Origin of the sequence: Alteraquisediminimonas sediminicola (assembly GCF_019740335.1) — a bacterium.
In the GTDB taxonomy this organism is placed as follows: Bacteria; Pseudomonadota; Alphaproteobacteria; order Sphingomonadales; family Sphingomonadaceae; genus Alteraquisediminimonas; species Alteraquisediminimonas sediminicola.
On sequence record NZ_JAHXZS010000001.1, the window covers coordinates 751,039 to 775,029 of the forward strand.

Annotated in this window: 16 protein-coding genes and 1 pseudogene; 11 read left to right on the forward strand and 6 right to left on the reverse strand. The window is 59.7% G+C overall.

Annotation, left to right across the window (positions count from 1 at the left end; translation table 11 throughout):
* Positions 1-4: 4 nt before the first annotated feature.
* On the reverse strand, positions 5-3,514 hold the full coding sequence (mfd, locus tag K6117_RS03795; protein ID WP_221792381.1) for a transcription-repair coupling factor: 3,510 nt from the start codon (positions 3,512-3,514) through the stop codon (positions 5-7).
* A 37-nt stretch (positions 3,515-3,551) separates the two neighbouring features.
* Positions 3,552-3,818, reverse strand: coding sequence for an FAD assembly factor SdhE (locus K6117_RS03800; RefSeq protein WP_221792878.1), 267 nt, complete (start codon positions 3,816-3,818; stop codon positions 3,552-3,554).
* Between the two features lie 90 nt (positions 3,819-3,908).
* On the opposite strand from K6117_RS03800, the gene recG reads away from it, so the two are divergent.
* The 5 genes and pseudogenes from recG to K6117_RS03825 form a co-directional block, all read left to right on the forward strand.
* Positions 3,909-5,969, forward strand: coding sequence for an ATP-dependent DNA helicase RecG (recG, locus tag K6117_RS03805; protein WP_221792382.1), 2,061 nt, complete (start codon positions 3,909-3,911; stop codon positions 5,967-5,969).
* A gap of 128 nt (positions 5,970-6,097) precedes the next feature.
* Positions 6,098-6,805 (forward strand): DUF4136 domain-containing protein, encoded by a 708-nt coding sequence (locus tag K6117_RS03810; RefSeq protein ID WP_221792383.1) that lies wholly within the window; start codon positions 6,098-6,100, stop codon positions 6,803-6,805.
* 122 nt (positions 6,806-6,927) lie between these two features.
* Complete coding sequence (gene fdxA, locus K6117_RS03815) at positions 6,928-7,269, forward strand: ferredoxin FdxA (protein WP_221792384.1); 342 nt, start codon at positions 6,928-6,930, stop codon at positions 7,267-7,269.
* Between the two features lie 312 nt (positions 7,270-7,581).
* Positions 7,582-8,112 (forward strand): CarD family transcriptional regulator, encoded by a 531-nt coding sequence (locus K6117_RS03820; RefSeq protein ID WP_221792385.1) that lies wholly within the window; start codon positions 7,582-7,584, stop codon positions 8,110-8,112.
* Positions 8,113-8,130: 18 nt separating this feature from the next.
* A pseudogene (locus K6117_RS03825) lies at positions 8,131-8,808 on the forward strand (ABC transporter ATP-binding protein); the annotation flags it as partial.
* Between the two features lie 185 nt (positions 8,809-8,993).
* Here the strand turns inward: K6117_RS03825 and folE are convergent.
* Both folE and thyA read right to left on the reverse strand, forming a co-directional pair.
* Positions 8,994-9,587 carry a GTP cyclohydrolase I FolE gene (gene folE, locus K6117_RS03830; protein ID WP_221792387.1) on the reverse strand — a complete coding sequence of 198 codons (594 nt, stop codon included), beginning with the start codon at positions 9,585-9,587 and terminating at the stop codon, positions 8,994-8,996.
* Positions 9,588-9,634: 47 nt separating this feature from the next.
* On the reverse strand, positions 9,635-10,567 hold the full coding sequence (gene thyA, locus K6117_RS03835) for a thymidylate synthase (RefSeq protein ID WP_221792388.1): 933 nt from the start codon (positions 10,565-10,567) through the stop codon (positions 9,635-9,637).
* 225 nt (positions 10,568-10,792) lie between these two features.
* On the opposite strand from thyA, the gene K6117_RS03840 reads away from it, so the two are divergent.
* A complete protein-coding gene (locus K6117_RS03840) occupies positions 10,793-13,441 on the forward strand; it encodes a TonB-dependent receptor (RefSeq protein WP_221792389.1) in 2,649 nt (882 codons plus the stop codon).
* Between the two features lie 41 nt (positions 13,442-13,482).
* Here the strand turns inward: K6117_RS03840 and K6117_RS03845 are convergent, their stop codons facing one another.
* Complete coding sequence (locus K6117_RS03845) at positions 13,483-16,239, reverse strand: [protein-PII] uridylyltransferase (protein WP_221792390.1); 2,757 nt, start codon at positions 16,237-16,239, stop codon at positions 13,483-13,485.
* Positions 16,240-16,266: 27 nt separating this feature from the next.
* Entirely contained in the window at positions 16,267-17,475 is a 1,209-nt protein-coding gene (locus tag K6117_RS03850) for an LL-diaminopimelate aminotransferase (protein ID WP_221792391.1), read from the reverse strand.
* 127 nt (positions 17,476-17,602) lie between these two features.
* On the opposite strand from K6117_RS03850, the gene K6117_RS03855 reads away from it, so the two are divergent.
* From K6117_RS03855 to K6117_RS03875, 5 genes are all read left to right on the forward strand, one after another.
* Positions 17,603-19,408, forward strand: a complete 1,806-nt coding sequence (locus tag K6117_RS03855) for a PHA/PHB synthase family protein (protein WP_221792392.1) — start codon at positions 17,603-17,605, stop codon at positions 19,406-19,408.
* Between the two features lie 192 nt (positions 19,409-19,600).
* Positions 19,601-20,068: a phasin family protein gene (locus tag K6117_RS03860; RefSeq protein WP_221792393.1), complete on the forward strand. Its 468-nt coding sequence runs from the start codon at positions 19,601-19,603 to the stop codon at positions 20,066-20,068.
* 204 nt (positions 20,069-20,272) lie between these two features.
* On the forward strand, positions 20,273-20,611 hold the full coding sequence (gene clpS, locus K6117_RS03865; RefSeq protein WP_246604796.1) for an ATP-dependent Clp protease adapter ClpS: 339 nt from the start codon (positions 20,273-20,275) through the stop codon (positions 20,609-20,611).
* Positions 20,590-22,392, forward strand: coding sequence for an AcrB/AcrD/AcrF family protein (locus K6117_RS03870; protein ID WP_221792395.1), 1,803 nt, complete (start codon positions 20,590-20,592; stop codon positions 22,390-22,392). The genes clpS and K6117_RS03870 overlap by 22 nt, the downstream gene beginning before the upstream one ends.
* Complete coding sequence (locus K6117_RS03875; RefSeq protein ID WP_221792396.1) at positions 22,392-23,927, forward strand: hypothetical protein; 1,536 nt, start codon at positions 22,392-22,394, stop codon at positions 23,925-23,927. The genes K6117_RS03870 and K6117_RS03875 overlap by 1 nt, the downstream gene beginning before the upstream one ends.
* Positions 23,928-23,991: the final 64 nt, after the last annotated feature.

The window sequence follows — 23,991 nt, forward strand, 5'->3', positions numbered from 1 at the left end:
TCATTTATTTCGCGGACTTGCCGGCGCTGCTTTGACGGCTGATAATCTGGGCAAGTCCGCGCGATAGCTGCAACATGCCGTTCATCCGGCTTTCCGCCGTCGGCCAATTGCGCTGAATCACAAGCTTGCTATCGGGCCGTAATTTGGCCGTGCCTTTCAGCCGTTCGACATAGCTGATCAACCCCGGCAAATCCGCGAAACGATCCTGCCAGAAGTGGACAAGCGCCCCCTTCGGCCCAACATCGAGCTTGGCAATCCCGGCGATCTTGCAATTGAGCTTGGCCTCCATCACCATCACCAAATTCTGCGTGGCGGCGGGCAATGCGCCGAAGCGGTCGATCATTTCGGCGGCGAAGGATTCGATCCCCGCGCGGTCTTCCACCTCGTTCAACCGGCGATACAGGCCCATCCGCAAATCAAGGTCGAGGACATATTCTTCCGGTATGAGAATCGGCGCATCGACGGTGATCTGGGGCGAATATTTTTCCTCCGCCAGCGCCGCCGCAATGCCGCCTGCCCGTGCCGAGATAATCGCCTCTTCCAGCATCTGTTGATACAGTTCGAAACCAACTTCCTTGATATGGCCCGATTGCTCATCGCCCAACAAATTCCCCGCGCCGCGAATATCGAGATCATGGCTCGCGATCTGGAAACCCGCCCCCAGCGAATCGAGATTGGCCAGCACTTGCAGGCGTTTTTCCGCCGTGTCCGTCATCAAACGATTGGGCGCGGTGGTGAGATAGGCATAGGCGCGGGTCTTCGAACGCCCCACCCGGCCCCGGATCTGATATAATTGCGCAAGGCCGAACATATCGGCGCGATGCACAATCATCGTATTGGCGGATGGAATGTCGATCCCGCTTTCAATGATCGAGGTGGACAGCAACACATCATAACGCCGGTCGTAAAAGGCCGACATGCGCTCTTCGACCTCGCCCGCCGCCATCTGGCCATGGGCGACGACATATTTGATCTCCGGCACTTCCTCGCGCAGATACCGCTCAATATCCGGCAGATCGGCCAGACGCGGCACGACGATGAAGCTCTGCCCGCCGCGATAATGTTCACGCAGCAAAGCCTCGCGGATCACTATCGGGTCCCATGGCATGACATAGGTGCGGACCGCCAGACGATCGACCGGCGGGGTCTGGATCACCGACAATTCACGCAGGCCCGACATCGCCATTTGCAACGTGCGCGGGATCGGCGTCGCGGTCAGCGTCAGCACATGGACATCAGCCTTCAGCGATTTCAGCTTTTCCTTATGGGTCACGCCGAACCGCTGTTCCTCATCGACGATGACAAGGCCGAGCCGCTTGAACTCGATCCCCTTGGCGAGCAACGCATGAGTGCCGATCACCACATCGCAGGTGCCATCGGCCAGCGCGTCGCGCGTCGCCTTGGCCTCTGCCGCCGGGACCAATCGCGACAAGCGCCCGACTTTCAACGGGAAACCGGCGAAGCGTTCGGCGAAATTGGTGTAATGTTGCCGCGCGAGCAGGGTCGTCGGGCAGACCACGACCACCTGCTTGCCCGCCATCGCCGCGACAAATGCGCCGCGCAATGCGACCTCGGTCTTGCCAAAGCCGACATCGCCGCAGACCAGCCGATCCATCGGCTTGCCACTCGCCAGATCGGCAATGACATCGCCAATCGCGCGGTCCTGATCCTCGGTTTCGGGCCAAGGGAAACGATCGACAAAGGACGGATAGCCGCCGTGATCCGGTTCCATGATCGTGCCGGGGCGAAGGGCGCGTTCGGCGGCGGTTTTCATCAACTCACCCGCGATTTCGCGGATGCGCTCCTTCATCCGGGCCTTGCGCGCCTGCCATGCGACCCCGCCCAATTTATCGAGCTGCGCGTCCTCTTCGCCCGCGCCATAACGCGACAGCACATCGATATTTTCAACCGGGACATACAGCTTGTCCCCGCCTTGATAGCTGAGCGCGACGCAATCATGCGGCGATTGGCCGACTGGGATCGACATCAGCCCTTCATAACGGCCAATGCCATGATCCTGATGGACCACCAGATCGCCGGGGGTCAGCGTCGCCAGTTCATTCAAGAACGCATCCGCGCTCTTTTTGCGCTTGGTCCGGCGGATCAGCCGGTCACCGAGCATATCCTGTTCGGTCAGCACCGCCACATCGGGCGTGGTGAACCCATGATCGAGCGGCAGCACCGCGAGCGCCGCACTCCCCGCATAAGCCGCGCCCAGCGCCGCTTGCCAATCCTCGCCCATCGGGGCCGCCGCCAGCCCATGATCGGCGAGCAATCCGGCCAGACGTTCGCGTGAGCCGCGCGAATAGCTGGCGAGCACGACCTTGCGCCCTTCACGGCCAAGGGTGCGGATATGGGCGGCCACCGCCTCATAGACATTGACGCCCTGTGCGCGTTCCGGCGCGAAATCGCGCGCCTGATCGACGCCGAAGTCGATGACCTGCGGGCTTTCCGGCTCGTGAAACGGGGTCAGCAGATGGATAGTCTTCGACTCAACCGTCGCCGCCCATTCATCCGCGCTGAAATACAGGCTGTCGGGCTTTAGCGGGCGATAGCTGCCGGGATCGGCCTTTTGCGCGCGTTCGCGGTTGGCGTAATAATCGGCGACCGCCTCGAACCGCGCATCCGCCGCCCCGGCCACGCCGGAATCGCGCAGGATGATGTCATTCGGCCCCAAATGATCGAACAGGCTTTCCAGCCGCTCTTCGAACAAAGGCAGCCAATGCTCCATCCCCGCCAGCCGTCGCCCGTCGCTGACCGCCTGATACAGCGGATCGCCGGTCGCGGTCGCGCCGAAGGTTTCGCGATAGCGGCCCCGGAACCGCTTGATGCTCTCTTCGTCCAGCAACGCCTCGGACGCGGGCAACAGGGTGAAGCCATCGACCCGACCAATACTGCGCTGGTCTTGCGGATCGAACTGGCGCACGCTTTCGATTTCATCGCCGAAAAAGTCGAGGCGCAGCGCGTGCGTTTCCCCCGATGGCCAGAGATCGACCAAGCCCCCGCGCACCGCATATTCGCCCTGATCGGCGACCGTATCGGAACGGACATAGCCATTGGCCTGCAACAACGCGCCCAATTGATCGCGCTCGATCCGTTCCCCCGGCGCCAGCCGTGCCACCAATTGCCGCACCCGAAATGGGGTGAGCGTGCGCTGGGCCACGGCATCAAGGGTGGTGACGAGCAATTGCGGCGCGGTCTGCTTGCACTGCAAGAGATGCAGCGCGGCCAGACGTTCGGCAGAAGCGCGAAGCCCCGGCGACGAGCGATCATAAGGCAGGCAATCCCACGCCGGGAAATGCAGCACTTCCAGTTCCGGCGCGAAATAATGCGCGGATTCGACCACCGCGCGCATCAACACATCATCGGACGCGATATAGACCGCCCGCCCGGTCGATGTCGCCGCCCCCGCCGCCCGCGCCAGATCCGCCAATAACCACGGCAGGAAACCCGCCGGCACGCCCGCGAGCGTCAGCAGCGACTTGGCGGCAAGGATGCGGTTGAAATCAGTCATGATCGCGCAGGCTGGCCATTATTCACTTAGCCCAAAATCACTTAGAGATTTCGATATAATCCAGCTTACGCATCGCCGCCATCATCGCGCCTTCATAAGCGGGCGGACAAGGAATCGTGCCGATGATCCAGCCCATGATTTCGACGTCTTCCTCGTCCATCAGCCGTTCGTACCAGCTGAGTTCTTCCTCGTTGAAATTGGAAGCGTGACGGTCGAAGAAACAGCCGATCATGATATCGGCCTCTTTCGTGCCACGGTGCCACGCCCGGAAGCCTAGGCGCTTGAGGCGGTGTTCGCGGCTCAATTCGGTCGTCATGATGCAGATCCCATCAGAATAAATAAAGGCTGGCTGGCCGGTTGCGGCCTGTCGGCACAATGTTAGAACCCCCTAACCATGCGGCCCGAGATTCTCAATCCGTTCTTTGCCGAAACAGGCGTGCTGAAAGGCATTGGCCCGGCGCTTGCCAAGCCGCTTGCCCGGCTGGGGCTGGAACGCGTGGTCGACATCGCCTTTCATCTGCCCGTCAGTTGGATCGACCGGGTGGCCGTCGACACGGTCGAGGGCCATGATGCGGGCAAGGTGATCATCGTCACCGTCACCCCGACCGATTACCGCGCCTCACCCGGTCGCGGGCCGTTTCGCGTGGTGACGCAGGATCGCGACGGCAATATCCTCAACTTGGTCTTTTTCGGCAATGCGTCCGCATGGGTCCGCAAGCTGTTTCCTTTGATGGAGCCGCGTGTCGTGACCGGCAAGCTCGAACTTTATGGGCAGGACGCGCAAATGGTCCATCCCGATCATGTCTGGAAACCGGAAGAGGCCATCACCCTGCCCGCGCGCGAACCGGTCTATGGCCTGTCGGAAGGGCTGACCAACAAACGTATCGGCGATTTGGCCAAACAGGCGCTGGCCCGCGCGCCCGACCTGCCCGAGTGGATCGAGCCGAGCCTGAAAACCCAACAGGATTGGCCGGACTGGCGCGCGGCCTTGTTGCGCGTCCATGCCGATCCTGCGGATGAGGCCGCGCGCAATCGCCTCGCTTATGATGAGATTTTCGCCAATCAACTGGCGCTGATGCTGGTCCGCGCCTCATCAAGGCGGCGCAAGGGTGTGCCATTGCATGGCGATGGCAAACTCAGAGCCATGCTGGAATTGCCCTATCAGCCGACCAACGCCCAGACCCGCACCATTGGCGAGATCGAGGGCGATATGGCGCAGGCCGTGCCGATGGTCAGGCTGTTGCAGGGCGATGTCGGCGCGGGGAAAACCTATGTCGCATTGAATGCGATGCTGGTCGCGGTCGAGGCCGGGGCGCAGGCCGCGATGCTCGCCCCAACCGAAATTCTCGCCCGTCAGCATTATGACAATATCCGCCGCATGGTCGCCGGATTGCCGATCAACGTTGCGATCCTGACCGGGCGCGACAAGGGCAAGGCCCGCGAATCCGTGTTGATGGGGCTGGCCGATGGCTCGATCCATATATTGATCGGCACCCATGCGATCTTTCAAGAAAAGGTCGCGTATAAATGCCTTGGCCTGGCGGTGGTCGATGAACAGCATCGCTTTGGCGTGGCGCAACGGATGATGCTCGCGGCCAAGGCGAAACGTCCGCCGCATTTGCTGGTGATGACCGCGACCCCGATTCCGCGCACCCTCACCCTTTCCAATTATGGCGAAATGGATGTGTCGCGGCTCGATGAAATGCCGCCGGGCCGCCAGCCGATCGAAACACGGGTGTTGAGCGTCGAACGCGTGGATGAAGTCGTCGATGCCCTTGGCCGCCACATCCAAAAGGGCGGGCAAGCCTATTGGGTCTGCCCATTGGTCGAGGAAAGCGAACTCTCGGATCAGGCCGCTGCCGAAGCGCGGGCGGCGACGTTGCAGGCACGGTTTGGCGATCATATCGGCCTTGTCCATGGCCGGATGAAAGGGCCGGAAAAAGACCGCGTGATGGAGCGATTTGCGGCGGGCGAACTCGCGGTGCTGGTCGCGACCACGGTGATCGAGGTCGGGGTCGATGTCCCCAATTCCACGCTGATGATTATCGAGGGGGCGGATCGTTTCGGCCTTGCCCAATTGCACCAGTTGCGCGGGCGCGTCGGGCGCGGCGATGGCAAATCCGTGTGCCTGTTGCTGCGTAATCCGATGCTGTCGCAAACGGCGCGGGCAAGGCTGGCGCTGATGCGGGAAAGCAATGACGGCTTTCGCATCGCCGAAGAGGATTTGCGCCTGCGCGGCGGCGGCGAATTGCTTGGCACCAAGCAATCGGGCGAGGCGCAATATCGGCTCGCGACCCCGGAACGGATCGATGCGCTGATCGGCACCGCCCATGATGATGCGCGGTTGTTGGTCGATCGCGATGGCGGGCTGGAAGGGCCGCGCGGTCAGGCGGCCCGCACCGCGCTCTATTTATTCGAGCGCGATGCTGCTGTCGGCCTGCTGCGTAGCGGGTAATTTTCTCGATAAGTACCTGCGATTAAGTGATCATTCAGATAGACAAGCGCGAAACTCGGTCCATCATATGTAGTGAAAGGCCGGTGTCCGAATCGATGCGGACGGAAAGGCCTTGCCGGAGAGAGAAAATGAACAATATCCGTACCATCATCATGCGGCTGTTCGCGCCGCTCGCGCTGATGGTCCTTGCCGGGTGCGCGACCTCGTTCAAGGCCGATGTCTCCCGCTTTCAGGCCATGCCTGCCCCTGCGGGGCAAAGCTTCGTGATCCAGCCTGCCGATCCGACATTATCGGGCGGTCTCGAATTCGCCAATTATGCGAAGCTCGTCGCCGCCAAAATGGAGGCCAATGGCTATCGCCCCGCATCAGACGCCAAGGATGCAAGCCTGATCGTCTGGCTTGATTATGGTGTCGACAAGGGCGTGGAAAAGACCGTCACCTATCCACGCAGCTATTCCAGCTTTGGCATGGGCTATGGCTGGAATCGCTTCGGCGCTTGGGGGGGAAGCCCTTATTGGGGCGGCTATCCCTATTATGGCCGTTATCCTTATTATGGTTCTCCTTATTACAGCGGCTGGTACGATCCGTTCTGGTATGATCCATGGGCCTATAGCGAAACCGAAAGCTACACCGTCTACACCAGTTTCCTCGACCTCAAGATCGCACGCAGCAGCGATGGCGACCGGGTATTCGAAGGCATGGCCAAGGCGCGGTCGACGCATGACCGGCTGACGGAATTGGTGCCCAATCTGATCGAGGCGATGTTCACCGGCTTTCCGGGCAATTCGGGCGAGGAAATCCGCATCACCGTGCCACCGGTCGCCAAGCGTCGTTGAGGAAATATCGCCGGTCGGGCGCGAATGGTGGCCCGTCCGGCGTGTTGACGATTGACGGACGCCATTGTCCGTCATAATCGGGATGCGAAGTTGAGACCTACGAACTACGAGAGTGAGCCTATATGACCTACGTCGTCACCGAAGCATGCATTCGCTGCAAGTACATGGACTGCGTCGAAGTTTGTCCGGTGGATTGTTTCTATGAAGGCGAGAACATGCTCGTCATCAATCCGAACGAATGCATCGACTGCGGCGTATGCGAACCGGAATGCCCGGCCGAAGCCATTTTGCCGGATACGGAAAATGGTCTCGAAAAGTGGCTGGAACTGAACACCAATTTCTCTGCCCAATGGCCGAACGTCACCCGCAAGGCGGATCAGACGCCTGCCGATGCCGATGAGCACAAGGGCGAAGAAGGCAAGTTCGACAAATATTTCTCTGCCGACGCTGGCAAGGGCGATTAATGCGCTGGGGCTGACAGCAATGTCAGCCCCACATTATTTTCGGCAGGGGCTTTCCCCGCCTTTGACACCTATGTAGCTGGCCTTTGCGCCAGCCTTTGGTGCATCGACTTTCAATCTACTGGATTTTTTGTGGCGACTCTGTTACAAGAGTAGTCACCAGCTGGGTTGTGCACACACTTCCCGGCTTTTTCTTGGTGCGAAACTTCACGGGAGTTGAGCCATCGTTGTCGGGTCGCGCTGGCGGAAATCATCCGTCAGATGACATTTTCGGCGCGGATGCCTCTCCCTCGGTTTGAAAGGCTCTCTGTAAAAATGGCTAATATGGCGCTGAGCTTTGATGTCGGCGATTATGTCGTTTACCCAAAACACGGCGTAGGCCGGGTTATTGAGCTCCAGAATCAGGAAATCGCAGGTATTTCTCTGGAACTGTACGTCCTTCGTTTCGAGAAGGAAAAGATGACACTCCGGGTTCCGACCAACAAGGCGGAAAGCGTCGGCATGCGCAAGCTGTCGACCGGCGCCCAGATGCAGGACGCCCTTGCCACGTTGAAGGGCAAGCCGAAGGTCAAGCGTACCATGTGGTCACGTCGCGCACAGGAATATGAAGCGAAGATCAATTCGGGCGACCTCGTGTCGATCGCCGAAGTGGTCCGCGATCTTTTCCGTGCCGAAGATCAGCCGGAACAATCCTATTCCGAACGCCAGATTTTCGAGGCTGCGACCAGCCGCCTCGCCCGCGAACTGGCGGCAATGGAACAGACCGACGAACCGGGCGCGCAGAACAAGATTCTCGACATTCTGCGTCAGGCTGCGGCTGCGGCGGCAGTTGCTCTCGTTAAATAAGACCGCTACCCACGGGCCATGCAACATGGTCCCGTTTTAGCCGTCCACAATCTCAAGCGTTCATTCCTGCAAGGGGGTGAACGCATTGAGGTCTTACGCGGCATCAGCCTCGCCATCGCCCCCGGCGAAATCGTGGCCCTGTTGGGGCCTTCAGGCTCCGGAAAATCGACATTATTGCAGGCGGTCGGCCTGCTTGAAGGCGGGTTTGAAGGCTCGATCCGCATCCTTGATGAGGAAGCAGCGACGCTCGACGCCGCCGAACGCACCAGATTGCGGCGTGATTCGCTCGGCTTCATCTATCAATTTCACCATCTCCTGCCGGACTTTTCGGCGGTCGAAAATGTCATCCTGCCCTTGTTGATTGCCGGGGCCGCACAGGCCGACGCCGAAAACCGCGCCGCCCAATTGCTCGGCACTTTGGGCCTTGGCGCACGGCTGCATCACCGGCCAAGCCAATTGTCGGGCGGCGAGCAACAGCGCGTGGCGGTCGCCCGCGCCCTCGCCAATCGCCCTGCGCTGATTTTGGCGGACGAACCGACCGGCAATCTCGATGAGGCGACCGCCGATCTGGTGTTCGAGGAATTTCTGCGCCTGGTGCGCGAAGAAGGCGGCGCGGCCCTGGTCGCGACCCATAATGAACGGCTCGCCAGCCGGATGGACCGGGTATTGCGCCTGCATGAAGGGCAGTTGCACGATGTGACGGCGCAAATCGCATCAGGGCAATTGCCGGTGCTTGATCCGCGCATCGGGACATTGGATGCGATGGTGCGTGAATTCCACCAGCTACAGACGGCGGCGGACCGATTGCCCCCGGATGATTTCGACCGCCGCACCGCTGATTTGTGGCGGGCGGTCGATGGCTATGTCAGCCGCAGCGACGCTCAGTAGCCCATCAGGCTGAGGACTTCCTTGCGGCTGCGGTGATCTTCTAGGAAGCAACCCAAGAGCCGGCTGGTCGTCATCACCACGCCCGGCGTTTTTACCCCGCGCCCGGTCATGCAGCCATGGGTCGCCTCGATCACGACCGCCACGCCATGCGGCTGGAGATGATCCCAGATGCTCTGGGCGACCTCTGCCGTCAGCCGTTCCTGCACCTGCAATCGCCGCGCAAAGCCGTGCAGCACGCGGGCCAGCTTGGAAATGCCGACTACCCGATTTTTGGGCATATAGGCGATGCTCGCCTTGCCACTGATTGGCGCCATATGATGTTCGCAATGCGACTGGAACGGAATGTCGCGCAACAGCACGATCTCGTCATAGCCGCCGACCTCTTCAAAAGTGCGCGACAAATGCAGCGAGGGGTCTTCCGCATTGCCCGCGCAATATTCCTTCCACGCCCGCGCGACGCGATAGGGCGTATCGACAAGCCCTTCGCGGCTGGGGTCTTCGCCGGTCCAGCGCAACAAGGTGCGGATGGCATCGGCGACTTCATCGGGGACCGGAATTTTACTGAATTCACCCGCGTCCTTGTGCATGCAACTCTCCTTGGGCTGATGGCCCACTCACCTGTTATCGTAAAAGCTCAGACCGCCACAGGTGCGGAAATATGCGCCTGCGGGGCATAATCCTGCACCTCGAAATCCTCGATCCGATAGTCGAAAATACTGTCGGGCTTGCGGAGCAGCAGCAGTTTCGGATTACCCTCCGGCACCCGCGCCAATTGCTCCTCAACCAGATGGGCGTGGTTGAGATAGAGATGCACATCCCCGCCATTCCACACCAATTCGCCGGGTTCATAACCGCATTGATCGGCAACCATGCGGATCAGCATCGCGGTGGCGAACACATTAAAGGCAAAGCCAAGGCCAAGATCGCAACTGCGCTGAAACAACATGCCGGACAATTTGCCGTTCGACACATGGAATTGATAGGTCATATGGCAGGGCGGCAGCGCCATGCGATGCAGTTCCGCCACATTCCAGCCGGTGAACAAATGGCGGCGCGAACTGGGATTATGCTTCAGCCCGTCAATCAGCGCGGCAATCTGATTGATGCCCTGCGGCTTACGCCGGAACAGACCATCGCCCGCCGGTTCATAATCCGGCCAATTCACCCATTGCGCGCCATATACCGGGCCAAGATCGCCCCATTTAGCAGCGAAATCGTCATCGGCTATGATCCGAGCTTCGAACGCATCGCGGTCGATCGCGTGATCGCCCGTGGTCTGGCGATAATGTTCCAGTGGCCAATCGGTCCAGATATGGACCTTTTGCTCCACCAATTTGCGGATATTGGTATCGCCGGTCAGGAACCACAGCATCTCGCGCGCCGCGACCTTCCATGCGACCCTTTTGGTTGTCAGCAGCGGCACGGCATCATCGCCAAGATCATAACGGATCGTCGCCCCGAACAATGAACGCGTGCCGACGCCGGTGCGGTCCACCCGCTCCTCCCCTTCGTTCCAGACGCGACGGATCAGATCAAGATACTGATATTCGGGATGGCGCGAGTTCATGAGGCGGTAATTTTCCGGACAGGAGACAGGTAACAAACAACGGGACGAAATAGCGATGAAAGACCTTAGAGCGATTTCACCTAGGACGCAAAGACAGTGACGCAACAATCACAGCAGCGAGGGATTTTCAAGACCACGCAATAGCACCTTTGCGTTTCATGCATGATTTACTAGAAGCGCCGGATTGAATGCCAAACAGACGATCGCGCAGGTCGTGCAGGAGCAATGACAATGAGAAAAATCTGGCCGTCTTGTTCGGTTGCCCTTTCCGCCTGTGCCATTTCCCTCGCCCTGACGCCTCCGTCGGCTTTTGCCGCGGATCTGGCCGATGGCGCACGGGACGACATCATCGTCACCGCGACACGGCGCAGTCAGGTGATGACCGATGTGCCGCTGGCCATTTCCGCGATCAGCGCCAAAAATCTCGAAAATGCGGGCGCGCATGATATTCGCCAGCTCAACCAATTGTCGCCCTCCTTGTTCGTTAGCTCATCCTCTTCCGAAGCCGTGGGTGGCGTGGCCCGGATTCGCGGCATTGGCACGGTCGGCGACAATCCCGGCCTTGAAAGCTCGGTCGCGACCTTTGTCGATGGCGTCTATCGCAGCCGTTCCGGCGTGGCCTTTACCGAATTGGGCGCGGTCGATCGGATCGAAGTCGCGCGCGGGCCGCAAGGCACGTTATTTGGCCGCAATGCGTTGGCGGGATTGATCAATGTCATCACCACCGCCCCCAGCTTTGAAGAAGGCGGCACCGCCGAATTAAGCTATGGCAATTATGATTATCGTCGCGCCAAATTGGGGCTGACCGGCCCGATCAATGCCAAGATCGCCTATCGGCTGGACGGCGTTTATAACAAGCGCGATGGCTTCATGGTCGAATCCAACGACTATCCCGGCGCATCCAACCGCCGTTTCAACAACCGCAATCGCTGGCTGACGCGTGGTCAATTGCTGTTGAAGCCAAGCGACACGACGACGATCCGCCTGATCGCCGATTATGCCAAGCGCGATGAAGATTGCTGCGCCGCCGCCTATCAGCAGAGCCGCAACGTCATCCGCAATGGGGATGGCAGCATCAGCTTTGGCCCGAACAGCATGGCCGCGCTGATGGAAAGCTTCGGCGCGAAGCTCAATCAGGATTATACCCAGCGTCAGGTTTCGATCACGCCGGGCCGCAGTTTCCAGTCCGATGTGATCGACCGGGGCGTTTCCGCCGAGATCAACAGCGAGCTTGGCGATGTCCGGCTGACCAGCATCACCGCCTTTCGCAATTGGGAATCGGATCGCGGGCAAGATGCGGATTTCAACAATCTCGACACCTTCTATCGCGATCAACTCGACCAGAGCTTCGACACTTTTACGCAGGAAATACGCCTGAACGGCAAGGCCTTTCACGACACGCTCGATTGGCTGATCGGCGGATATTACGGCCATGAAACGCTCAAACTGGCGGATAATCTGCGGTTCGGTACGCAATATGGGCTGGTGCAGGGATGTCGGGTGGCGAACATCCTGTTGCCCACCCTGCCGGGCGGCAGCGCGATTGATCCCAATGCACTCAGCTGTCTGAACATCACCGGGCAGAACGGCCTGAGCGCGCCCGTGCTGGCCGGGCTGCAAGCTCTGTCTGGCATCAACGACAAGGGCGCGGTGCGCGACCAATATCACCAGCGCGATGTGACATGGGCGCTATTCACCCATAATGTCATCACGATCACGCCAAAGCTCTCGGTCGCATTGGGTGCGCGTTTCACCCATGATCGCAAGACGCTGGCGGCGAACATCCTGTCGGATAGCACGGCCTGCGCGGATATGGCGGCGCTGAAAGGCACGAGCATCTACAGCCTGACCTGCGCCAATAATGTGCTGGGCGGCAATTCTTTGACCGCAACCGGGGTAGATGGCAGCTATCGCGATGGTACATCGAGCAACGATTGGACCGGCAGCGCGTCGATCAGCTACAAGCCCAATGACCGGCTGCTCACCTATGTCAGCTGGTCGCGCGGGTTCAAATCGGGCGGGTTCAATCTCGACCGTGCCGGGCTGAATATGGGCGCACCGCTAGCGACCCAATTGCGCTTTGCCGCCGAAACCGTCGATGCATGGGAATTGGGCGCGAAATATCGCGGGCACGACTTCCGTGTGGCCGCCACCGCATTTTATCAGATGTTCGATAATTTCCAGCTCAATACGTTTAACGGCGTGAGCTTTGTCGTGGAAAATATTCAAGGCTGTTCGGCGCTTATGGGCGGCGATACCGCCGATAGTGACTTGAGCGGGTCCAATGGCACCTGCATCGGTCGGAACAAATCGGGCGTCACCACAAAGGGCGTCGAAGTTGAAGCCTCGATCTATCCCATGACGGATGTGATGATCGAAGCGGGCTATACGCTGGCCAAGACGGGATATCGCAACAATATTACGGGTGGCGCTGGCCGTGGTCTGGCGACGACATTGTTCCAGCTGCCGGGTGCGGCCCTGTCCAATGCCCCGCGCCATGTGGTCACGGGTGCGCTGACATGGAGTCCGGCGGTCGGTGGATCGGGCATGCGCGCGCTGGTCCATCTTGATGGCCGGTTCCAGTCGCGGATCAATGTCGGGTCCGATCTGTTACCGGAAAAGACGCAAGCGGGCGTCGCCACCATCAATGCCCGTCTTGGGTTGAGCGGGGCGGATGACGGGTGGAATGTCGCGCTTTGGGCGCAAAATCTGTTCGACACCAATTATCGCCAGACTGTGGCCGGTGCGCCGATTCAGGGGAGCGGCTCGCTCGCGACCGTAACGGCAGGCGGCTCCACCCCCGGATCGGGCCTGTTCCTCATCTTCCCGGCGGAGCCCCGAACATGGGGCGTAACGGTGCGGACGAAATTCTGACAATGAGTGGGGAGAGTGGCACTTACGCCTCCCCCGCCCTATCAAGCGGCCTGATCGCCCCTGATCCCCGCTGCCGCATCGAGCAAACGTTTTTCCAACGCCTTCAGCCGCGCCGCGCCTTCGATCTTGTCGCCGATCAGATCGGTCAGATAAAATACGTCGACCGCGCGTTCGCCATAAGTCGCAATATGGGCGCTGTGGATCGTCACCTTGGACTGGAACAACGCATAAGCGAGGTTGTTGAGCAGCGCCGGACGGTCGCGCGCGGCGATTTCGACCACGGTATAACGGTTGGACGCCTTGTTATCGATCAACACGCTCGGTTCATGGACAAAGGCTTCGGCGCGGATGCGGGGCAAGGGCTTGGCCTCCAGCCGATCGAGCAAGCGGCTGCGATTGGCGAGCGCATCCTCGATCGCGACCTCCAGCCGTCGCAAGCGTTCCGCCTCGTCAAAGGGCTGGCCGAATGGGTCCTGCACCAAGATATTATCGAGCGCCATGCCATCGCGGCTGGTGTGAATGCGCGCATCGATGATCGTCGCCCCCGCCAGATGGATCGCGCCCGCCAGCCGATAGAACAGGCCGGGGTGATCGGCGGCATAGAGGGTAACAAGGGTCGCGCCGCGTTCGGGATAGATTTGCGCCTTGAGCGAGAGATGCACCTCGCCTTCTTCGGCGGCGCGGACCTGACGCGCGTTGCTGGCGAGAATATCGAGCGGCTCCGCCACCCAATAGGCATCGGACAGGCGCTTGGCATAGGGTTTGAACGTCGCATCGTCCCATCCCAATATCTGCTGCAATTCGATCTGCTTGGCCGCGACGCGTTCGGCCCGGCCACGCTGTTTATGGCCAAGGCGCAACACTTCTTCCGACGCGTCATAGAGATCGGTCAGCAATTGCCGTTTCCAGCTATTCCAAACGGTCGGGCCGACGGCGCGAATATCCACGACCGTGAGCGCCACCAGCAAGCGCAGGCGTTCGACGCTTTGCACCACTGCGACAAAGTCGAGGACGGTCTTGAAATCCGACAGGTCGCGCTTGAACGCCGTATCCGACATCAACAAATGATAGCGGATCAGCCATGCCACCGTTTCGGTTTCCGCCGGGGTCATGCCAAAGCGCGGGCAGAGCTTCTGCGCCACTTCCGCGCCCAAAACGCTATGGTCCCCGCCCCGCCCCTTGGCGATATCGTGCAACAACACCGCGACATAGAGCACGCGGCGCGACAGGATCTGCTTCATCAGCGAGGTCGAATGGGGATGGTCCGTCGATAGCTGGCCCTTTTCGATCTGGCTGAGCAAGCCAATCGCGCGGATCGAATGTTCGTCAACGGTATAATGATGATACATGTCGAACTGCATCTGCGCGACGACACGGCCAAAATCAGGGACAAATCGCCCAAAGACCGTGGCATCGTTCATCGCCCGCAATATCCGTTCCGGGTCGCGCGGACTGGTCAGCACATCGAGGAACAGCGCGTTCGCCTCCGGGTCCTGCTGCACCTTGCGGTCGATCAGCCGGACATCGCGCTGGGCCACGCGCATCGTCAGCGGATGAATATCGAGCTCATGCCGGTCTGCCACCGCAAACAGGCGCAACAACCGCACCGGGTCTTCTTCGAAAAACGCATCATGCGGGATCGCGAGCCGCCCGCGATCGAGAATGAAGCCATCCAATGTTTTCGGCTTGCGCCGCAGGCTCGGCAGGTTGAACCGGCGGCCCTTGGTCGCGAACTTTTCATCCAGATGGGCAAGGAACAGCCCGGACAAATCGCCCACCAATTTCACCGTGCGGAAATAATGCTGCATGAAGCGTTCGACCGACGACCGACCCGGCCTTGCGGCATAGCCAAGGCTGAGCGCGACATCGCGCTGCATATCGAAGGTCAGCCGTTCTTCAGGCCGCTTGGCAATCAGATGGAGATGGCAGCGCACCGCCCAGAGGAAGTTTTCCGCCTTCTGGAATTGCGCCAGTTCCTTTTCGGTCAACAGCCCCGCGCCGACCAGTTCCGCCACCGTATTCACGCGAAACGCGAATTTGCCGATCCAGAACAAGGTATGGAGATCGCGTAAGCCGCCCTTGCCCTCTTTCAAATTGGGTTCGACGACATAGCGGCTGTCGCCCATGCGATCATGGCGGGCCTGACGTTCGGACAGCTTTTCCGCGACGAAGCTGGAGGCGGAACCGGCGATGATTTCGCGTTCGAACCGGCTGCGCGCCTCGTCATAAACGCCGGTATCGCCCCAGATATAACGCGATTCCAGCAAGGCCGTGCAGATCGTGAGATCAGACCTCGCCATGCGGATCATTTCATCCAGTGAACGGCTGCTATGCCCGATTTTCAGCCCCAGATCCCACAGGACATAGAGCATGGACTCGATCACCTGTTCGGACCAAGCCGTCTGTTTCGAAGGGGTGATGAACGCGATATCGACGTCGGAAAATGGCGCCATTTCGCCCCGGCCATAGCCGCCGACCGCCACCAAGGTCAGCCGCTCTGCCGAGGTCGGGTTATGCAGCGGATGCACCCGTTCGATGATGAAATCATAGGTCAGGCGCAAAATCTGATCGACCAGAAACGCCTGTGACGAGGCGCAATCGCGGCCCCGCGACGGGTATTTTTTCAACCGCGCCGCGATTTCCGCCCTGCCCTCGTCCATCGCCGCTTTCAGCACGCGGGTCGCCAGCATCCGGAGCTTGATCGTGTCCGGTGCTTCAAGCGCCGCCAGCTCGTCCGAAACCGCTCGCCGGTCGATGATCGACCGGCGATTGGTCAGCGAAGCGAAACGTTCAAGCATCGGCAATTCCGAATGATATGAGGAAAATTACTCTGCCGCTGCGGTGCCGCTAATCCCCATCGACTGGAAATATTTGCGGATATTGCGCGCCGCCTGACGGATGCGCTGTTCATTTTCGACCATCGCGATGCGGACATAGCCTTCGCCCTCTTCGCCATAGCCGACACCGGCCGCGACAGCGACACCTGCCTGGGTCAGCAATTGCTTGGAGAATTCAAGGCTGCCGAGATGGGCCAGCTCAGGCGGCAAAGGCGCCCAGCAGAACATCGACGCCTTGGGCACCGGAATTTCCCAGCCCGCACGGCCAAAGCTTTCCACCAGCACATCGCGGCGGCGTTGATAGAGCTGGCGGTTCTGCTCGACAATGTCCTGCGGCCCGTTGAGCGCCGCGACAGCCGCCGCCTGAATCGGGGTGAACGCACCATAATCGAGATAGGATTTCACGCGGGTCAGCGCGCCGATCAACTGCTTGTTGCCGACCGCAAAACCGATGCGCCACCCGGCCATCGAATAGGTTTTCGACATGGAGGTGAATTCCACCGCCACATCCTTTGCACCCGGCACCTGCAAGATCGAAGGCGTCGGGCAGCCGTCATAATAGAGTTCCGAATAGGCAAGGTCAGACAAGACCCACAGCCCATGTTCCTTGGCGAAGGCGACAACGCGTTCGTAAAAAGCGAGATCCACCGTTTCCGCCGTCGGGTTGGACGGATAGCCCATGACCAGCACCGAAGGCTTTGGCACGGTGAAGCGCATCGCGCGTTCAAGCGATTCGAAATAATGTTCATCCGGCGTCGTCGGGACCGAACGGATCGTCGCCCCGGCAATGATGAAGCCGAAGGTATGGATCGGATAGCTGGGATTGGGGGCCAGCACGACATCGCCCGGCGCGGTGATCGCCTGTGCGAGATTGGCCAGACCTTCCTTTGAGCCGAGCGTCACTACGACTTCCGTATCGGGATCGACATCGACGCCGAAACGACGGTTGTAATAATTGGCCTGCGCGCGGCGCAGGCCCGGAATCCCCTTGGACGCGCTATAGCCATGCGCATCCGGATCGCGCGCCACTTCACACAATTTGTCGATGACATGCGGCGGCGGCGGCAGATCGGGATTGCCCATGCCGAGATCGATAATGTCCTCTCCCGCCATACGCGCTGCCGCTCGCATCGCGTTGACTTCGGCGATGACATAGGGTGGCAGGCGCTTGATACGGTAGAATTCTTCTTCGGACATCTCGGGGTTGAACTCACTTTTTGTCTATTGGCACATGGCGCTAAAATGCCCATGTTCGCCGGGAGAAACGCTATAACCGCGAAACACGCTACAGTTAAGCGTTATCGTGGATGAAAAGGATGATTTGATGACTGAAGCCCCCGGCCTCCCCGTCATGAGCCTGTCTGACATGCAGCATTGGGTCTCCGTCGTCGGGCGGATGCAACAGTTATTGATGGAATTCTCCCTGCGCCAAATCGGCAAATTGCCGGACACATTGACGAAAACGCCCGACCCTCAGGCCAAGATGCACTTCAACCTGCCGGATATGTCGCAGGCCAATATGCTCGCCAAATGGTTTGAGGCGGCGGACCCGGCCCGCTTGATCGAGATGCAGAAAAATTATTGGAGCGATGCGACCGCGCTGTGGACGTCATTTCTGACCCCCGGCAAGCAGGCACCGGAAGCGACCCCGATCAAGGATCGCCGCTTCAACGACCCGGCATGGGGCAGCAATCCGGTGTTCGACATGATCCGCCGCAGCTATTTGCTGCTCTGCGACCATCTGTTGAAGGGCGTGCAGGATCTCGACGGCCTGCCCGAAAAGGAGCAATCGCGCCTGAAATTCGCGACACAAAGCGTGCTGGACGCGGTCAGCCCGTCCAATTTCGCGCTGACCAATCCGAAGGTGATTGAAAAGACGCTGGAAAGCGGCGGCGAGAATCTCGTGCGCGGGCTGGAACATATGCTCCATGATCTGGAGCGCGGGCAAATGACGCACAGCCCTGAAACCGCCTTTGTCGTGGGTGAAAACATCGCCGCAACCCCCGGCAAGGTCGTGCATGAAACGCCGTTGTACCAGCTCATTCAATATAGCCCGTCCACCCCGGATGTGTTGAAAGAGCCGCTGCTCATCTTCCCGCCCTGGATCAACCGCTTTTACATTCTCGATCTGTCGCCAGAGAAAAGCTTCATCAAATGGGCGGTCGATCAGGGCATGAGCGTGTTCGTCGTGTCGTGGAAATCGGCGGATGAAAGCTTGGTCGATGTGACACAGGATGATTATGTCGTGCGCGGGCAGGTCGATGCGATCGACACCGTGCGCACGCTGCTCGGCGTCAAATCGGTCCATTGCATCGGCTATTGCGTCGCGGGGACGACCTTGGCGATGACCCTTGCCTATCTTGCGGCCCGAGGGGAAGCGGACAAGGTCGCGACCGCCACCTTCTTTACCGCGCAGGTCGATTTCAGCGAGGCGGGCGAATTATGCGTGTTCATCGATGAACAGCAATTGGAGCTGGTCGATCAGATTTCCGCCGAAAAGGGCTATATGGACGGGCGCTATATGGCTGCGACCTTCAATCTGTTGCGGGGCCGCGATCTGATCTGGAGCTATGTCGTCAATAACTACCTGCTCGGTCAGGATTATATGCCGTTCGATCTGCTCCATTGGAATGGCGACACGACCAACCTGCCCGCCAAATGGCACGGCAAATATCTGCGCGACCTGTATCGCGACAACAAATTGGTCCAGCCGGGTGCCTTGTCCATCGATGGCGTGCCGCTCGATCTCCGCAAGATCAAGACGCCTTCCTATATTCAAGCCGGGATCGACGATCATATCGCCCCGGTGCAATCGGTCTGGAAGCTGATGAACCATCTGGCGGGCGAAAAACGATTCGTGCTTGCCGGGTCCGGCCATATCGCGGGCGTCGTCAACCCACCGGCGGCGGGCAAATATCAATATTGGCTGAATGACGCCCCCGTCGCCGACCTTGCGGCGTTCCGTGCCGGGGCGGTGGAGCATAAGGGCAGTTGGTGGCCGGACTGGATTCGCTATATCGCCGCCCATTCTTCGGCGAAAAAAGTCGAATCAAAGGGCGCGCGAATCCCCGGCCAAGGCAAATTCAAGGCAATTGAAGATGCGCCGGGCCGTTATGTGAAGAGTCGATAACCCCATAATTCCGCCATTTTTCACGCATCACCAACCAAATTGACTGTATTTTGTGCGCTGCAACATTTTTGTCTTGAAAAACCGGTATAGAGTGTTATGTTGCAATGCAGCATAGGGCTCCAACGTTCAAGCAACGGCAATGTTCCGCCGGACTGACGAGCCAGATCGGTTTCACCGGGAAGGACGAATATCATGGCTACCAAGAATTTTGCAGGCGCAGAAAAGCTGATCGAAGCCAATGTCGAAAAGGCACAGGCTGCTTTTGGTCAAATTAACGAAAAGGCGAAAGACGCGATGGAAAAAGGTACGAAAGTAATGGCTGACCTGACCGAAATGACCAAGGCCAACGTTGAAGCACTGGTCGAATCAGGCAAGATCGCCGCCAAGGGCAGCGAAGCACTGGCCAAGGAAGCTGCCGAATATGGCAAGACCGCTTTCGAATCGGCTTCGGCTGCATTCAAGGAATTCGCCGCTGCCAAGACCCCGGCTGAATTCTTCGCGCTCCAGACCAACTTCGCCAAGTCGACGATGGAATCGGCGATGAAGGAAGCGACCAAGGGTTCGGAAACGCTGCTGAAGTTCGCTGGCGAAGTGATTGCCCCGATTTCGACCCGTTATTCGGTCAATGTCGAAAAGTTCAAGTCGACCCTCCCGTTCTAATGAGCCCATTGCGGTTCTGATGAACAGGCCCTGCTTCACCGCAGGCTAACGACAAAAAATGCCCCTCCCCCGGTTTCATACTGGCGGAGGGGCTTTTTTTTTGCCCAAGCGTCCTCCAAGTTTTTTCGCATCGACACGGCTTGCGCCCCTTGCCCCGGTGCAGGGCTTTGCCATATCGTCGCGCGCATGAAGTCACCAACAGTCATGACCCGGCGCAAACACGATTCCGATGGCGGCCCAGATGGCGGCAGTTCCAGCGGCGTCGCGACCAAGACGCGGACCAAGACGCAAAAGCCTTCGATGTACAAGGTGCTGATGCTCAATGACGATTACACCCCGATGGAATTCGTGGTGCATGTCCTCCAGCATTTTTTCCGGATGAACATGGACGAAGCGACCCGCGTGATGTTGCAGGTCCATCAAAAGGGCGTCGGCGTCTGTGGGGTGTTCAGCTATGAAGTGGCGGAAACCAAAGTCAGTCAGGTGATGGATTTCGCGCGACAGCATCAGCATCCCCTGCAATGCACGCTGGAACAGGCGTAACCCCGCAGGATAGCCATCCTGCCGAATGTGCGCCGGATGATGCTTCGATTCTAGGCAGAATGCTGCTGATATGGACGGCGTGCGCGCTTTTTCTGCTGGTCCAATATTGGCCTGAAATCAACACGCTGCAATTGTCCGATACTGATGACAATCTGCGCCTTGTCCAGATTCGTGATTGGCTGGGCGGGCAAGGCTGGTTCGACCTCCGGCAATATCGGCTCGATCCGCCATTGGGGGCCGACATCCATTGGACCCGGCTGGTCGATATCCCTTATGCCCTGCTGATCTCTTTATGCGCGCCGCTCACCGGCACGATGATAGCGGAAAAAATTGCGACGGCCTTTGTGCCGCTGCTGATCCTTGGCGCGACCATTGCCAGCTTCGCCGCGATAGCGCGACGCGCCATCGGGCCGTCCGCTTGGGGCTGGCCGGCGGTGCTGTTGATGATGGCCGCGCCCGTCGTCCAGATGATGAGTCCGCTCCGCATCGATCATCATGGCGCGCAATTGCTGATGCTTGTCTTGATGTTGTGGGGGTTGATGGCGCCACATGCCCTGCGCGGCGGCCTGATCGCCGGGGCGGCCTTATCCGCGTCACTGGTGATCGGGGTGGAAATGCTGCCCTATCTCGCCATTGGCGCGGGTTGCGCGGTCATCTTCTGGATCATCGATGCCAAGGAACAGGTGCGCGTGCGCGGTCTCGCCATCGGCATTGCGGGGGTGACGACGCTTGGCCTGTGGCTATTCATCCCGCCTGCGGGCCGGAATTCCGGCCTGTGCGACCAATTGACCAACGCCTATTTCCCGGCGGTGCTGGCGGGTAGCGCCGCCCTGTTGGCGGCATCATTGGTGCGTGCGCGGCATTGGGGCATGCGGGCGGTCTTGGCCGTGCTGGCGGGCAGCGTGGCGTTGGCCGCTTTGTTCGCAAGTGGTGGCGTTGAGTGCATCACCGATCCCTATCGGGCGATTGACCCCGATGCACGACGGCTGTGGCTCAATGGCGTGGCCGAGGCCGTGCCTTTATGGCTGCATGATCGCGAAACCGCCTATTCGATGCTGGCGTTCCCGCTGATCGGTCTGGGCGGTGCGGCATGGAGTTGGTGGCAGAACCGCGATGAACGTCGCCGCGCATGGGCGGTGATCTTGCTGATCGGCTTCGCCTCGATCATCTTGTGCACCCTGTCGATCCGCGCAGGCATCCCCGCGCAACTCTTCGCCATTCCGGGCGCGGCGGCGCTGATGTCGGCAGGACGCACCCGGCTGGTCGCCTCGCCTTCGGTGCTGATCAGGGTCTTGGGCACGGTCGCCTTATTGGGGCTGGTATCGGGCGTGATCGCGCGGCTCATGATCGTGCAACTCACGCATAAAGTCGAAACAAAGGCGGTGCAGCAGCAGGAAACCAATGCCGATGCCTGTCTGCGCCCCGATGCCATTGCTGCGCTTGATGCCCTGCCCCCGGCCAATTTCATGACCGCGATCGACTTTGCGCCGATGCTGCTGGCCCATAGCCACCACCGCGCCGTTGCGGGTCCCTATCACCGCAATGGCAAGGCGATTGCCGCCACGATGATCGCCTTTGCCGGGACGGATGAGATGGCCCGCGCCTTTACCCGCGCCCATCACATCAATTATATCCTGATTTGCCCCGGCCTTAACGAGCATGGCATTTACAAGGATCGCGCGCCTGCAGGCTTTCAAGAGCGACTTCTTGCGGGCAAAGGCCCGTCTTGGCTGACGCCGGTCCGCACCAGCCCCGCATTTCATCTGTACCGAGTAGAATAATGCAACCTCATGATACGCCCTGGTGGCAACGCCGCATTTATGCCCTGACGCTGATCTTGTTGGGGGGTCTGCCCTTCTGGTGGCCCAATGTGCCGCCGCTGGTGGACCTGCTCGGCCATATGGGGCGCTATCGCATTCAGCTCGACATCGCATCCAACCCGTTTTTTCAGCAATATTATGATTTTCACTGGGCATTGATCGCCAATTTGGGCGTCGATCTGCTCGTGGAATTGGGCGCGCCTTTGTTCGGGCTGGAACCCATGGTCAAGGCGATTGTCATCGCAATCCCGATGATCATGGTCGCCGGATTGTTATTGATTGCCCGCGAAGCCCATGGCCGCCTGCCCGCCGCCGCCGCCTTCGCGCTGCCGCTCAGTTACGGCTATCCGCTGCATTTCGGGTTCATCAACTTCGCGCTTTCGACCAGCCTTGCGTTATTGGCCTTTGGCCTGTGGCTGCGGCTGGGACGGCTGGGGCATTTAAAACGTCGCGCCGTGCTGTTCGTTCCCATCGGGATCATCTTGTGGGTCGCGCATATTTATGGCTGGGGGCTGTTGGGCCTGCTGGTATTCGCCCATGAATGGCACGCCGATAAAGGTCATTGGGCCGGTTGGCGGCGGATCATGGCGGCGGCCACCAATTGCCTGCCGCTGGCACCGCCGTTCGTGCTGATGATGATCTGGCGCGGCGACGGGGCTGCGGGCGGCACTGCCGACTGGTTCAACTTCAACGCCAAGCTGGCATGGCTGTCGGCGGCGCTGCGCGACCGTTATATGTGGTTCGACATTGGCAGTGTCATCCTGCTGGTGACCTTGATCTATGCCGCCGGGCGCAGGCACGTCTTGCGTATGCAGCCGATGCTGGGGCTGGCGACATTGATGCTGATCATCGCCTATCTCTGCATCCCGCGCATCCTGCTGGGTTCGGCCTATGCGGATATGCGGCTGGCACCGATTATGCTGGCGATCGGGGTGATCGGTGTCGATGCCAGCCATTTATCCTCCCGCGCGCAAAAGGCGATTGCCTTGCTCGCGCTTGGATTTTTCTTGGCCCGCACCGGCCTCATCACCGATCATTTCATCGATCTCGACCGGCGATATGATCAGCAATTGGCGGCGCTGCCACATTTGCCACGTGATCAACGGGTATTTGCCCAGATCAGCCTGCCCTGTCAGCGCCAATGGACATCCAGCCGGATGGACCATCTCTCCTCCATGGCGACGGTCCGACGCGGGGCCTTTGTCAACGACCAATGGGAAATGGCGGGGGCGCAGTTGCTCCGCGTCCATTATCCGGCGGGCAGCAAATGGGTGGCCGACCCGACCCAGATCGCCCGGCCCACGCATTGCCCCCATCCGGGCGGCAACACATACGAGCAGGCGATGGCGCAATTTCCCCGCGCAGCCTATGATTATCTCTGGCTGATCGACTTCCCGCCGGAACGCCTGCCGGTCGAGGACAAGGACCTGACCCTTGTCTGGCAGGGCAAGACCAGCGGCGCGCTCTATCGGATCGACCACGCAGGCAAGCGTTAGGTCCATAGGGCATGGCCCACCCGTCAGCAGGTAATATTCGGCGACGAAGATCAACTGGAAACAT